Origin of the sequence: Yersinia sp. 2466 StPb PI, assembly GCF_041538325.1 — a bacterium.
Lineage (GTDB): Bacteria > Pseudomonadota > Gammaproteobacteria > Enterobacterales > Enterobacteriaceae > Yersinia > Yersinia enterocolitica_E.
Genome location: NZ_JAULSL010000001.1, coordinates 1,803,409 through 1,817,926 on the forward strand (window position 1 = coordinate 1,803,409; position 14,518 = coordinate 1,817,926).

Sequence of the window (14,518 nt, forward strand, 5' to 3'; positions counted from 1 at the left end):
TTTGCAATAACAGCGTTATTTCCTGAATAATCTCAATATTGAGTCATTCTATGCGACTTTTTCTGGTACGCCACGGGCAAACCGAGGCCAATTTGCGTGGCGTTTTTTGCGGCCTGACTGATTTGGCGCTAACGCCACAGGGCGTGGAGCAGGCCGGATGGGTGGCCGATTGGTTAGCGGATGTGGATTTTAGTCAGGGCGTCAGCAGCCAGTTGCTGCGCGCCCGCCATACCGCTGACATCATACTCGCCGGGCACCGGGTGAGTGCCGATAGCGACGGGCAACTAAATGAAATGAATTTTGGTGACTGGGAAATGCGCCATCATCATGATTTACAGCGGGAAGACCCGGATGCATGGGCACAATGGGTGGCCGATTGGCAACAGGCAAGTCCCACCGGAGGAGAGTCATTCCCTCAGTTCTCTGCCCGGGTTGAAAAAGTTATCCAGCCACTGCTGTTAGCGTCGGGTACTTCACCACAAAGTAGTGATAACAATCGGCTACTGGTTGCTCATCAAGGGGTATTAAGCCTGATGTTGGCTCGTTTGCTGGCCATGCCAGCGGCGGCTATGTGGCATTTTCATTTTGATCAGGGGGCATACAGCGTATTAGAGATCCACGATGGATTTGTCACGCTGCGTGCGTTTAACAGTCGGGCTGTTTGGCAGCCTGCAATACGAGGTTAAGTACATGCAAACACTTTCATCGATTCTGCGCACGATTGCGCCGCTGGATAGCAAGGCGATGGCCCGAGCACAGGTGCGGTTGGATGGTTTACTGAAACCACCAGGTAGCTTAGGTCGCCTGGAACAACTGGCGGTTCAACTGGCTGGAATGCGGGGGTTATACGGGCATCAGGTTGAGCGCAAACAAATTATTGTGATGGCAGCAGATCATGGCGTCTACGATGAAGGCGTGGCTATTTCACCTCGAGTGGTCACGCTGGTTCAGGCGTTGAACATGGTGAAGGGGGTAACAGGTGTTTGCGTGCTAGCGGCTAATGCCGGTGTTGAAGTAAAAATTGTCGATGTGGGTATTGATAGCGAGACGCTACCCGGTGTGGTGGATATGAAAGTGGCGCGTGGCAGTGGCAATATCGCCCGTGAAGCGGCAATGACTCGCCAGCAGGCAGAGGATTTACTTTGTGCCAGTGCACTGCTGACATTACGGCAGGCGGCTGAAGGCGTGAAAGTGTTTGGCGTTGGTGAGTTGGGTATGGCGAATACTACGCCAGCAGCGGCGATGGTCAGCGTGTTTACTGACAGCGATCCTGAATTGGTGGTAGGGATTGGGGCGAATTTTCCTAGCGCGCAGTTACATCATAAAGTGGCGGTAGTGCGCCGTGCTATCGAAACCAATCATCCAGATGCCAATGATGGTATTGATGTGTTGGCGAAAGTGGGTGGTTTTGATTTGGTAGGTATGACCGGCGTGATGCTTGGTGCGGCGGCGGCGGGGTTACCAGTGGTGTTGGATGGTTTCCTCTCATATGCTTCTGCGTTAGCGGCTTGCCGTATCGCACCGGGAGTCCGTGACTATTTGATCCCCTCTCATCTATCAGCAGAAAAAGGTGCAGTCATTGCGCTAAGCCATCTGCAACTCGAGCCATACTTGCAAATGGGCATGCGGCTAGGTGAGGGCAGTGGCGCCGCAATTGCCATGCATTTAGTGGATGCAGCCTGTGCCATGTATAATAATATGGGGTTGTTGGCTGAAAGTAATATTGAATTACCCACCCCCCTTCGTCCTTGAAATTACAGGGGTGTTAGCTACGTTCATTCACCCGAATCACTTACATGAGTAAGCTCATCGGGGTTCATTCTCTTGCTGCCTACCTGTAATCACAATGACTTTGGGGGCCTTAGTCCTTGAAATTACAGGGGGTGTTAGCTACGTTCATTACTCGGCCCATCCTTGGGCCTCGTCTCGTTGAGGCCGCCGCAAGCGGCGTTCAAATCGGTTCCTGACCGATTTGTCACCCGAATCACTTACATGAGTAAGCTCATCGGGGTTCATTCTCTTGCTGCCTACCTGTAATCACAATGACTTTGGGGGGCCTTCGTCCTTGAAATTACAGGGGGTGTTCCCTTTATCCTTGAAGTTGCAGGGGATTGGCTACATCTACCTGCAACTCGAATGGTTTTGAATTGTTCGGGTGGTTTTTAGTCGTTGAATAATCAGATAGTGTTATTATCAAAAGATAAGTTAGGTTACGCATTAACATAATTGGATAGTGGCATGCAGAAGCTTCTTTTTTCCGGTCGTATCAATTTGAAAATGATCCGCTATTTCTTAGCCGTATCAGAAGAACTGCACTTTGGAAAAGCCGCTGAACGCCTTCATATCTCGCAACCACCGTTAAGCCTGCAAATTAAAGAGCTGGAAGATGCTTTGGGTTTCCCTTTATTTATCCGGGACAGCCGTAATGTGGTATTAACTCTGGCGGGTGAGATGATGCAGGCTGAGATGAAAGAAGTCTTTGAGAATATAGAAAACTCATTAAGCCGTGTGTCTTATATTGCCCGCCATGAGCAAAGCCACCTCAATATAGGCATTATTGGTTCGGCGCTTTGGCACCAATTATTAGAGAAATTCAAACTTTTTAAAACGCTTAACCCTAACACCACGTGGTCTTTGCATGAGTTTCCGCCCAGCAAACAGTATGAAGCGCTATTAAGTAAGAAGCTTGATATCGGCTTCTGGCGTTGTGCTTCCCTAGAGCAAAGCCCGGCGCTGGTCTATCAGTGCGTTGAGAAGCAGCGGGTTGCGGTTGCGGTGTCTAATGAGAGCGTGCTGGCAGATAAAAAAATGCTCACTTTGAAAGAACTCTCCGGCCAGAACCTGATATTCCTCACTTTTGCTAACTCTGGCTACTCCAAAAATTTATATAATAGTTGCCTCGCCGCAGGTTGTAAGCCGCTGACTATTTATCAATTTGATGAACCACAGACCCAACTGGCTTTTGTAAACAGCAATCTTGGCATCGCTCTGGTTCCTGAAAGCATGCAGGAAATCCCATGGCCTAATATTAAATTCATCCCGCTGATAGACAATCTCTCCGCTGATCTGTTTGCCGTTTATCATCCCGGTAGCATGACGCGGCCGCTGGAACGGTTGCTTGCGTTATTTTAATGCCGCTGTCACTTAGCTTTAACCAACATGACCATCGCAATAACCACTAAAGTGACCCCAGCGGCGATCTCCTGCCAATTTATTGCCTGCCCTAGCACCACATTGGTCGCAATAACCGACAGCGGTATCAGATATACATAACCTGATACTTTGGCCGGAGAGAGCACAATGCAAGCTTTTTGAAACAGGAAGAAACTTAACGCGGTGGCAAAGGTTGCAAGATAGAAAACCCCACTCCAGGTTATAACGCTAATATTTCGCCATTCTATTTCTGGCAGTTGATAGGCGACGACTGCGGTTAACAATAGCGTGGCACAGATCAAACTCCAGCCAGTGAGAACCAACGCCAGTTCGCCACGATGTAACTTCTTTACTACGATGGGATTAAGCGCCATTCCTAAGCAGCCGAACAGGAATAAATAATCAGACGGCATAAGCGACAGATGTAAAAGCTGAGATAAATCGCCCTTAAAAATAATAAGCAACGCGCCTAAAATCCCCATTAATAAGGCCACCAGCACTGACCATGTCGATTTCGATTTGAGTAACAGCATGCTCATTATCAGGCTCATTAATGGCACGGTGGTATATAACGCACTCGAATTTAATGCGCTGGTGGTCTGTAGTGAAAATATCATGCAAGCAAAATAGAGTAATGGCGGCAAACTAATTAACGTGTAGCGGCCTAAATCGCGCAATTTAGGTAATTTAAATAACCTCTGACTCACCAGTAACACCATAAAAAGCAAGCTGGCGATAGCATATCTTAACCAAGTGATAACCATGGGGGGCAAGGCATTGCTGATGGTGGCGCTGGCAATAAAAGAACCTCCTAGCAGGGCGGTAAACCCCAGCATTTGCAGATGTGCTTTAACTATTTTTGTTGTCATGTGCATACTTATTACCCTCTTGTGATCGACGATAATTGCGTGGAAATGCACCATGAACCATTACCTTTTCAGTATGGATAAGCGGAATTTTAGTATTGGTTGTGTCATAACCCCCTGCATATGATGGAGAGGAATATCTATCTCGCTACCTATTTATTATTTAGCCGGTTTATTGGATGACCCGTTTATTTGATAAATAAAAAATAATTAAGGGGTTTTATTATGACGACAGTAAATTCAAACAGTAATGCTGATTTCAGTGAATTACCCTTTCAGGCTGCCGCGTATATTCAGAAAATAAAGCCCGGATTTAAGCCTCAGGCGGCGTTTATTTTAGGCTCAGGCTTAGGCGATTTGGTGGCACAAATTACCAATGAAACCACCCTCAGTTATGCCGATATTCCCGGCTTCCCGGTCAGTTCGGTGCACGGGCATGCGGGTGAATTGGTTCTCGGTGAGCTGTTTGGTGTCGCTGTGATGTGTATGAAAGGCCGTGGTCACTTCTATGAAGGGCAAGGCATGAGCATTATGACCAATCCGGTACGCACCTTTAAACTGATGGGATGCGAGTTCTTATTCTGTACTAACGCCGCCGGCTCATTACGGCCAGAAGTATTACCGGGTTCAGTGGTGATGCTTAAAGATCACATCAACACCATGCCAGGAACACCGCTGGTTGGGCCTAATGATGACCGTTTTGGCCCACGTTTCTTTAGCCTGGCGAATGCCTATGATAAAGGCTTGCGTGCCGAGATGGCCAAGATTGCCCAACAGCTTGATATCCCTCTGACCGAAGGGGTGTTTGTCTCCTATCCCGGTCCTTGCTTTGAGACGCCAGCCGAAATCCGCATGATGCAAATCATAGGGGGAGATGTGGTGGGGATGTCGGTGGTGCCAGAGGTTTTGTCTGCGGCCCATTGCGGCTTAAAAGTGATTGCGTTAACGGCAATTACCAATCTGGCAGAAGGCTTGTCTGATGTGGTTCTGTCTCACGAACAAACCTTAAAATGCGCCAAATTGGCCTCGGTTAATTTCACCAAACTAATTGAAGCTTTTTTGAAAAGCAAAGCATCAGCCGTTCGATAAATACACTATCAACCTTTTGGTTAGTCCCCTATTGGCGTCATTGCGGCTCGCAGGCAGTAGGGGATACCGCTGAAGAGGGAAGTACCCTACAGACTCAATAAGCAAATCATATTCCCTCGACACCTTTGTATCACGGAGAATAAAAATGATAATAAAAAAACGGCTTAAAGTTATGTTCTTCCTCCAGTTCTTTATCTGGGGTGCCTGGCTGGTGACCTTGGGTGCCTATATGATGAATACCCTCCATTTTACCGGTGCGCAGGTGGGGCTAGTCTATGGTGCGAAGGGAATTGCCTGTATTTTAATGCCAAGCATTATCGGTATTATTGCCGACCGCTGGATTAAAGCCAATATTCTCTATGCCTGCTGCCACCTATTGGGTGCTGTCGCGCTGCTAATTGCGGCCAATGTTTCCGATCCTAAGATCATGTTCTTAGTGATGCTGTTTAATGCGATGGTTTATATGCCGACAATTGCATTAGCGAATACGATTTCTTATATCTGTCTGGAAAAGGCCGGGCTGGATACGATTAAAGATTTCCCGCCGGTACGTGTTTTTGGCACGGTGGGTTTTATTTTTGCCATGTGGGCTATCAGTTTATCCGGTTTTGAATTGAGCAATATTCAACTCTATATTGCTTCAGGTGCGGCGCTGGTATTGGCTATGTATGCACTCTCATTACCCAGTTGCCCCACCTCTAATGCTAAGAAAGATCGCTCATGGGTTAACCTTTTAGGGCTTGATGCTTTTGTTTTGTTTAAACAAAAGAAGATGGCTATTTTCTTCTTATTCGCCATGTTACTGGGTGCTTCATTACAGATTAGCCATACGTTTAGCAGCCCATTCCTGCACGATTTTGCCAAGAATCCACTTTATCAGGATAGCCTCGTGGTGCAGTACCCGTCGCTCTTGTTATCGATGGCGCAAATTGCCGAAGTCTTTTTCATTCTGACCATTCCCTTCTTTTTATCTCGCTTTGGTATTAAGCGTGTGATGATGATCAGTATGATTGCCTGGACTCTGCGTTTCACCTTGTTTGCCTATGGTGACCCGTCCGCCAGCGGCATTGTTCTATTACTGTTATCCATGGTGGTCTATGGCTGCGCCTTTGACTTCTTTAATATTTCAGGGGCGATTTATGTCGAAAAAGAAGTCGACCACAATATCCGTGGCAGCGCACAAGGTTTGTTTATGACGATGGTAAACGGCGTTGGGGCGTATGTTGGCGCGATAAGCAGCGGGCATGTGGTTGATTACTTTACGGTCGATGGCGTAAAAGATTGGAATAGTATTTGGTTATCTTTTGCTGCTTATACTGTCGTACTGGCGGTTGTTTTTGTCTTTGCTTTTCACTATAAGCATGAACCGACTGAGTTGAATGAACGCCAGCTATCTAATTGATTATATATTATATTTTTACTATTCATGGCTCTGATTGAGGGGCGTGGCATAGAAACAAAAAAACCGCCAGGTAGGCGGTTTTTTGTGCTGGTCAGGTAAGCGGCCTTTCCAGCAGGGCTTTGTTAGCAACGTAACGCAAGCGCGATCTAGTGCCGATATTTGGTCTGATTGCTACTCACTGTCAATTTTAGTTCAAGAGAATAATTACTTACTCTTGTTCTGAATACCGCGTGCACCTAAGTTGTTATTATCAACTTGTGGCAGCCCAGTGGTTGCTGAAGAGGACAATAAACCGGTTTCAACATAGTTAAACAGCTTCTCACGGGTGTCGGTGATATCCAGATTACGCATAGTCAACTGACCGATACGATCATCAGGTGAGAATACGGAATCCCCTTTCTCCATGGTCAGCCGCTCTGGTTTGTAGGTCAGATTGTCAGATACAGTATTGAGAATCGAATAGTCATTGCCACGACGCAGTTCCAGTGTCACTTCACCGGTAATCTCGCTCGCAACCCAACGTTGTGCAGAATCGCGCAGCATCAATGCTTGTGGATCAAACCAACGGCCTTGATACAGCAGACGGCCCAACACCCGGCCATTGGCATGATATTGCTCGATAGTATCTTCGTTATGAATACCGGTCAGCAGGCGCTCATATGCGATATGCAACAACGCCATCCCTGGGGCTTCATAAATGCCACGGCTCTTGGCTTCGATAATACGGTTCTCAATTTGGTCGCTCATCCCCAAACCATGACGGCCACCAATACGGTTGGCTTCCATCATCAGCTCAACACTGTCGTCAAACACTACGCCATTTAGAGCAACCGGATACCCACGTTCAAAACGGATAGAGACTTCTTCCGCTTTCACTACCACGTTTTCATCCCAGAACTTCACGCCCATAATCGGGTTAACGATTTTGACGCTGGAATTAAGGAATTCCAAGTCTTTGGCTTCGTGAGTGGCTCCAAGCATATTGGAGTCAGTGGAATAGGCTTTCTCCGTCGACATTTTATAGTCGAAACCGGACTGAATCATAAACTCGGACATTTCATGACGGCCGCCCAATTCATCAATGAAATCAGTATCCAGCCACGGTTTGTAAATTTTCAACTCAGCATTGGTCAACAAACCATAACGATAGAAACGCTCGATATCGTTACCTTTATAGGTACTACCATCACCCCAGATATTGACACCATCTTCTTTCATCGCGGCAACCAGCATGGTACCGGTGACAGCACGGCCCAGCGGGGTGGTGTTAAAGTAGGTCACACCGGCGGTGGTGTTATGGAATGCACCACATTGAATGGCTGCGATACCCTCAGCAACCAGTTGTTTGCGGCAATCAACCAGACGGGCTTTCTCTGCGCCATACTCCATTGCCTTACGCGGAATTGCATCGTAATCTTCTTCGTCAGGCTGACCCAAATTGGCGGTATATGCATAAGGAATTGCACCCTTTTTCTGCATCCATAACAGTGCTGCGCTGGTGTCCAGGCCACCAGAAAAAGCAATACCAACACGCTGATTAATAGGAAGGTGTTTGAGAATAGTTGTCATCAATTAAATCCTGTATGAATTAGGTCTGTCTGGCAAAGGTTTCAATGCCTACATTGATATCGCAAAACCCCTATTCTAGTCAAAGACATTTTGCATATTTATGTATGTTTCATTGCATAAGTATTTCATCACCACTTTGGTGAAATGATGTTTCACTAAAATTTATCGCATGTTCTATTATGAGATCTGCAAGGATTTTTTACCGCGGACAAAACGTTAAAATTTAACGCGGGTAATCACCATTGTAAATCAGCGCATCGGGATGTTTCACCATAGTGGTGGAAAGCGTTGATGTATGCAAATGGACGTGATTCCAGGGACTGTTAAGTTGAAAATCTTTCACGCAAGCGCGTGGTATAAAAAGCGAAAATCCTATCGGGTACTGTTTTGGCGTGAGATAACGCCACTGGCTATCCCACTGTTTATTGAAGGGCTTTGTGTGCTGCTGATGGGGGTGTTTAGCACACTGCTGGTGAGTTGGTTGGGTAAAGAGGCCATGGCGGCGGTGGGGCTGGCGGATAGCTTCAATATGTTGATTGTGGCTTTTTTTGCCTCTGTTGCGCTGGGAACATCGGTTGTGGTGTCATTTAGTCTTGGTCAGCGTAAACGCAAACAAGCACAAACGGCAGCGCGTCAATCGATCTCTCTACTGGTGCTCATCTCATTATTTTTGGTGTTACTGGTGCATTTTACCGGTGAGACGATTATTAATCTGATGGCCAGTCAAGCCGATCCCTCCGTTAAGGCGATGGCGCTGACCTATCTGCATCTGACCGTCTGGAATTATCCCGCAATGGCCATCACCTTGGTGGGTTGTGGTGCACTGCGCGGAGCCGGTAATACCCGATTACCCATGGTCATCAATATTATGATGAACATTCTCAATATTGCTATCAGTAGCATATTGATTTACGGCCTATTTAGCTGGCAGGGCTTAGGCTTTATTGGTGCCGGTATCGGTATCACGCTTTCTCGCTATATCGGCGCGTTGGTGGTGGTGCTAATGCTAATTTTTGGTGCCAATCACACTCTGCGCATCCCGTTCAAAGCATATTTTATGCCGTTTACCTCGGCGATTATGTTTGAGGTGTTGAGTATTGGTATTCCCGCGAGTGTTGAATCAGTGATGTTTAGCATTGGTAAGCTGATTACTCAGCGTTTTGTGGCGGGGATGGGGACCGAAGTGATCGCCGGTAATTTCATCGCATTCTCAATTGTTGGGCTGATTAACTTGCCGGGCAACGCGTTGGGCTATACCTCGACGATTATTATCGGCACGCGGTTAGGGAAAGGGCAGATCTTGCAACCGATCCGCCAACTCAAGCATATCTTCTGGTTATCGACGGTTGGGGTGTGTTTTATCGCGCTATTATCGATCCCCAGCGCAGGTTTTTTGGCTTCGTTGTATACCAACGAGCCGGGCGTCATTACTGTCGTTAAACACCTCATCTGGATAAATGCACTGTTTATGCCGATTTGGGCCGCCTCTTGGGTGTTACCATCCGGCCTAAAAGGGGCGAAGGATGCCAGTTACACGATGTGGGTGGCACTGGCCGGGATGTGGGGTTGCCGGATTATCGCCGGTTACATTCTGGGTGTGACGCTAGGATTTGGCGTCATTGGCGTGTGGATGGGCATGTTCCTCGACTGGATAGTGCGTGGTGTGCTGTTTTATCGGCGAATGTCCTCTGGCCGTTGGCTATGGCGCTATCGGCCCACAGCCTGACCACTAAAGTTCATTTGCGCCCGTTTGCGGGCCAGCGCATGGCGACTTTTATCGCATTTCCCAGTGGACGCAGATGGTCGTTAAGTGATGTGCAGCGGCGACGTCAGGCAGTGTTCGGTGCCGCGTTTTTCTCTTAAGTCGAATTATTAAGCATTTTCTCCCACGTGCCGATAACACTATAAGTTCCACCATGGTGAGAATGAGAAAAGGCAATGGACAGACGTGGGACGAGAGGGCACCGTGCGTGCTGTATTTTCCTGTTCCCGAATGAAAGGGTGAAGCATTAGTTGCCGCTGAGCAGAATGTTATTCCTTATTTTCCGAATGGCTGATATCGCCTTGTTATTGCACATCAACAATTATTTGCATTGGGGAAAGTATGGATAATTTTCAAAAAGAGATTGAAGAGAGAACAAATCTCACCTCATCAAACCGATTTGAACTTTTGTTGTTCCGACTGGGGGTATCTCAAGAAGAAGAGAAATCCGAGTTATTCGGTATCAACGTGTTCAAACTGCGCGAAATTGTACCCATGCCTACGCTGACCAAAGCCGCGGGTATGGCATCTCCGATGATGGGTATTGCGAATATTCGCGGAGAAATCATTCCGGTGATTGACCTCCCGTCTATCGTCGGTTGCGTGCCAAAAACTGGACTAAATATTCTGCTGGTGACTGAGTACGCCCGGAGTACACAGGCTTTTGCCGTGGAATCCGTTGACGATATCGTGCGCCTTGAATGGAGCCAGGTACTGGCTGCCGACGCGGGTGTTAAGAGCCGCAATATTACCAGTATCGCGCGCTTGGATAACGATCCTACGAGCAACCGATTGGCACTGGTGCTGGATGTTGAACAGATTCTATATGACATTATTCCTGCTAATCGCAATGTTCAAATCGACAGTGAGAAGACCAAGGCATTTGAACTTAAGCCCGGCTCAGTCGCGATTGTGGCTGAAGATTCTAAGGTGGCGCGTTCGATGCTTGAACAGGGTCTGAAGATGATGAATATCCCTGCCGTGATGCATATCACTGGTCTGGAAGCGTGGAATAAGATCAAGAAGATGGCCGATGAAGCGCGGGCCGAAGGGGTACCTATCTCGGATAAAATCGCCTTTGTGTTAACCGATTTAGAAATGCCGGAGATGGATGGTTTTACCTTGACGCTGAATATAAAACGCGATGAGTTCTTGAAAAATATTCCGGTGATAATCCATTCGTCATTATCGGGTAGTGCCAATGAAGACCATGTCCGCAAAGTGGGGGCAGATGCTTATGTGGCAAAATTCGAAGTCAACGAATTGGAAGCCGCCATCCATAGCGCTCTGGATTCAAAGAAAGCGATAAACGCGTAACCACCATGATACCTACGGCCTTTTCCTGCCTGCTCATATGAGCAGGAACGGGCCGACTGATCACCCTTGCCTAAAACCGTTATGGCACTGTGCTATTTAACGACCCGCGATACTTCCCTCTACTCACAATTTTAACTCTCGCACATCTTCTATCATTTTCTCCACATTTCTTTCTTCGCCAGAAATAGCCAATGGCAATAATTTGACCTTCATCACGAAAACAACAAAACAAAATAAAACAACAAAATGCCAATTTGTGATTTTTAATTTCTAATTATCTTAATTTAATGGAATATTAGTTTGATTATATGATTTTTTAATTAAATTATTGGTATTAATCACTGTTGTGTTAGTGGGGTTAATGGATGGTTTTATGTTGTTTAATGTTGCTTTGAATTATTATTTCTGTGATGGTGAATTGCAGTTAAAAACATAATAACACTTTCTAATATTTCTTATCTTTTGAGGCCCGACATGAAAAATGTAGCAATACTCGGAAGCAGCGGGGGAAATCTGTTCAATCTCGGTGGTGCCTACCCCGAAAGACTTCTACAAGAAATCTATACCCAACTCCACTCTGCTGGGTTAGGTGTCAGTGCGGTGCAATTTATTGCAGCGGAAGAGTCGATGGATGTGGCAAAGCCGACCACCGCCGCCGCCGTTTATTCAATAATCGCGGAAGAAGGGGATAAACCACGGATTAGCTTCCAGGGGAAACTCTCCGAGGTGAATGACGCGGTAAAATCATCGGATGCGGCCATTGCGGCACAAATTCGAGCCGGTGATATTGATGGCATCATTATCATGAGTGCCGACCCTGATCGCAGTAATAAAGACGCTATTTTGGCGGCGATAGAAAAGAAAATCCCTATTGTGGGCACTGGCGGCACCTCGATGGCAATTATCACCTCCAAAGGTGCCAATGTGATTGCCACCTCTGGCACAACTGGAACCAATAGCCGCACACGGGCTATCTCTTTTACCGCCTCGCTATGCAAACACTGGCAGATAAAATATACCCCAGTGCTGGGCAGTAGCGAGGCCAACATGCCGGGCAGTGACAAGAGCCTGCTAAAAAGAATCAATATCCGTAGCATCATGATCCCAGCTCTGCCTGGTTTTATCGCCATGGCTATTGTATTGGCGCTAAGCCATATCCCAGGGTTGCAATCACTCAATGCCATTTTTGAACTGCTGTTGAAGGGGTTGCCGGTTATTGTCGCGGTTATTGCGGCTAAACAGGTTTCTGAGCTAGATGAAGTCTCGATTGTGGCGGGGGTTGTCGCCGGGGTGCTGTCGGTAGAAGGTGGCTTAATCGGCGGTATTTTGGGAGGGATCGGCGCCGGTATTATGGTGCGTTACCTGTTCGGGCTCTGTCTGAGATGGCAATTCCCAATGACCACCATCAATATCGTAGCGGGTGGTTTGTCCGGTTTATTCTCCGGTTTAGTGATGTATTACCTGCTTAGCCCATTGGCATTAGCCGCTGGTGACTATATCAAATTGGCTATCGAAGCCACTCTGGCTTTTAGCCCGATTTTAGCCGGATTACTGGCCGGTCTGGTTATTTGGCCAGCTATTCTGGGTGGAGTTTATCACGCAGTTATATTGCCACTGGTATTACTGGAAATGGAAAAGTCCGGTGTCAGCTTCCTCGGCGCGGTCGATATGGTCGGGCTGGTGATGGTGGCAGCCGGTATTAATCTGGCAAACGTGATTGCTCCGCGCGAGAAAAGTGAAGCCGCAGTAGCTGCCCCAGGGTTGTTAATTAACCTCGGTTTTGGGACGTTCGTCGAATCTGCTTACCCGTTCATGTTTTCTAATAAAGTCGTCTTTGCTGGTGCAATATTCTCCGCCGGCGTTGGCGGCATGTTGCTGGGATTATTAAATATTAAAGGCGTGGCATATGTACCTGCATTCGCCTCCCCATTCTTGTCGAATAACGCTTTTTATATGGCGATAGTCATGGCGGTAACACTGGTGTTGACCTGTGTAATCACCCTATTAGCCAACAAGTTTGTCGCAATTAAAAAAGCAGTACCCGAATCACCAACACCAGGGATCTCGGGCTAAGAGTTAACAATTAAAAAAGCCGTTTTATATAAATCAAGTAGAGGTAAATATGTTCAACGCTGATATGAGTAAGAAACGTTCCGTCGCTATGGATAAAGTACGAAATGCAATTTCATTACATGGCGGTCAAACTATTCTCAGTACTGGAATAACCGGAGATGATGCTCGCTTAGCGAAAGCAGTATGCGATTCAGGTGTTAAATTATTGGAACCTAATCACCCGGCGTTGGCACTGGCTCGCGGCCATAATGGCGTGACGAATATGCATGCTGCGGAGCGTATTCGTCATGAGATAACCATCGGCCAAATGGCACAAGCCGTGCGGGGGGTGCGTAATGTGGTGGCTGACGATATTTTTATTACCGTCGGCATCGCCGGGGGCTTTACTGAAACTGTACCTACACCCGTGACAGAACAAGATATTTTATTGATAGCTCAATCAGGGGCTGATGGTTTACATACCCATAAGTCCAGTTTTGAAGATTTAAAGGAACTGGTGGATTTAGCCCATAAATATGGTCTGACGGTGGATGCTTATATTGGTCATCCGAGTGACTTGCATACCTTCGGTATTGCCGCTGAAACCCCCGCTGATGTTGCGCAAGTGGCTAAAACGATGGAAGCACTGGGTGTTGATATGATTGGTTTAATGACTGGCATGAGCTACGAAGGTGTCAGTGCGGGTGATATTCCTGATGCTATCAAACAGCGGCTTCTGGCGTTGGTCGGTGCGGTTTCGGTACCAACATTAGCAGAAGGGGGGATCAATCTGGAAAATGCCAAAGCATTTAAAGATACCGGTGTAAATATTCTGGTGGTGGGCACCGCCATTGATAATGTTGTCTGCAACGCGGCAAAGGATGTGGTATCGCGCTTTATTACCCACTGATAGTATAATGTGAGCAAGGAGGGAGAGTATATTAGCAATAATATATTCTCCCTTTTTTATTGGAGTCAACGTATGTATAAGTTATTAGCACTTGATCTTGATGGCACGTTACTCACTCAGTAAAACCAGCAATCATTATTATGAAATAATGAAACATGGCATCAGTAAGGGGTAAGGATTGCATTATTTATCTCAGCACTTAAATATCAGTGCTCAAGCCATGGTCAGTATTGGCGATCAGCAGAATGATATCAGTATGTTTCAGTTTTCTGCTGTGGGTGTGGCAATGGGGGAATGCCAGTGATTTTGTCAAATCTTGTGTGGATAGGGTAAGTCAGGATAATAACCAACACAGGGTCGCTTTTACCATTAATCAACTCTGGCCGGTGTGATTGAAT

At 46.9% G+C, this 14,518-nt stretch carries 11 protein-coding genes and 1 pseudogene; 10 read left to right on the plus strand and 2 right to left on the minus strand.

All coding sequences use genetic code 11. The annotated features are described in order from the left end of the window. Window positions 1-50 precede the first annotated feature (50 nt). From Q2T72_RS08160 to Q2T72_RS08170, 3 genes are all read left to right on the plus strand, one after another. The gene (locus Q2T72_RS08160; protein WP_083159255.1) at window positions 51-686 is read left to right on the plus strand and encodes an adenosylcobalamin/alpha-ribazole phosphatase; all 636 of its coding nucleotides are present in this window, start codon (window positions 51-53) and stop codon (window positions 684-686) included. Between the two features lie 4 nt (window positions 687-690). Continuing rightward, window positions 691-1,752, plus strand: a complete 1,062-nt coding sequence (gene cobT / locus Q2T72_RS08165) for a nicotinate-nucleotide--dimethylbenzimidazole phosphoribosyltransferase (RefSeq protein ID WP_372568937.1) — start codon at window positions 691-693, stop codon at window positions 1,750-1,752. A 486-nt stretch (window positions 1,753-2,238) separates the two neighbouring features. Further along, window positions 2,239-3,132 (plus strand): LysR family transcriptional regulator, encoded by an 894-nt coding sequence (locus Q2T72_RS08170; protein ID WP_083159253.1) that lies wholly within the window; start codon window positions 2,239-2,241, stop codon window positions 3,130-3,132. 8 nt (window positions 3,133-3,140) lie between these two features. On the opposite strand, the gene Q2T72_RS08175 is transcribed toward Q2T72_RS08170, so the two are convergent. Continuing rightward, complete coding sequence (locus tag Q2T72_RS08175; protein ID WP_372569871.1) at window positions 3,141-3,989, minus strand: DMT family transporter; 849 nt, start codon at window positions 3,987-3,989, stop codon at window positions 3,141-3,143. A gap of 255 nt (window positions 3,990-4,244) precedes the next feature. Here Q2T72_RS08175 and xapA point away from each other — a divergent pair, with 255 nt between their 5' ends. Together xapA and Q2T72_RS08185 are read left to right on the plus strand one after the other, a co-directional pair. Further along, the gene (gene xapA, locus Q2T72_RS08180) at window positions 4,245-5,108 is read left to right on the plus strand and encodes a xanthosine phosphorylase (RefSeq protein ID WP_083159252.1); all 864 of its coding nucleotides are present in this window, start codon (window positions 4,245-4,247) and stop codon (window positions 5,106-5,108) included. Between the two features lie 145 nt (window positions 5,109-5,253). Next, window positions 5,254-6,510, plus strand: a complete 1,257-nt coding sequence (locus tag Q2T72_RS08185) for a nucleoside permease (RefSeq protein WP_372568938.1) — start codon at window positions 5,254-5,256, stop codon at window positions 6,508-6,510. A gap of 204 nt (window positions 6,511-6,714) precedes the next feature. Here Q2T72_RS08185 and argG read toward each other — a convergent pair whose 3' ends face one another. Then, window positions 6,715-8,079, minus strand: coding sequence for an argininosuccinate synthase (gene argG, locus Q2T72_RS08190; protein WP_083159250.1), 1,365 nt, complete (start codon window positions 8,077-8,079; stop codon window positions 6,715-6,717). 328 nt (window positions 8,080-8,407) lie between these two features. Here argG and Q2T72_RS08195 point away from each other — a divergent pair, with 328 nt between their 5' ends. The 5 genes and pseudogenes from Q2T72_RS08195 to Q2T72_RS08215 form a co-directional block, all read left to right on the plus strand. Then, window positions 8,408-9,805, plus strand: coding sequence for an EmmdR/YeeO family multidrug/toxin efflux MATE transporter (locus Q2T72_RS08195; RefSeq protein WP_083163747.1), 1,398 nt, complete (start codon window positions 8,408-8,410; stop codon window positions 9,803-9,805). A 378-nt stretch (window positions 9,806-10,183) separates the two neighbouring features. Next, entirely contained in the window at window positions 10,184-11,158 is a 975-nt protein-coding gene (locus Q2T72_RS08200) for a chemotaxis protein (protein WP_083159249.1), read from the plus strand. Window positions 11,159-11,632: 474 nt separating this feature from the next. Next, the gene (locus Q2T72_RS08205; RefSeq protein ID WP_083159248.1) at window positions 11,633-13,231 is read left to right on the plus strand and encodes a PTS sugar transporter; all 1,599 of its coding nucleotides are present in this window, start codon (window positions 11,633-11,635) and stop codon (window positions 13,229-13,231) included. A 49-nt stretch (window positions 13,232-13,280) separates the two neighbouring features. Next, entirely contained in the window at window positions 13,281-14,120 is an 840-nt protein-coding gene (locus Q2T72_RS08210) for a histidine biosynthesis protein (protein WP_372558512.1), read from the plus strand. 106 nt (window positions 14,121-14,226) lie between these two features. Continuing rightward, window positions 14,227-14,512 (plus strand): annotated as a pseudogene (locus tag Q2T72_RS08215) (HAD hydrolase family protein); the annotation flags it as partial. Between the last annotated feature and the right edge of the window lie 6 nt (window positions 14,513-14,518).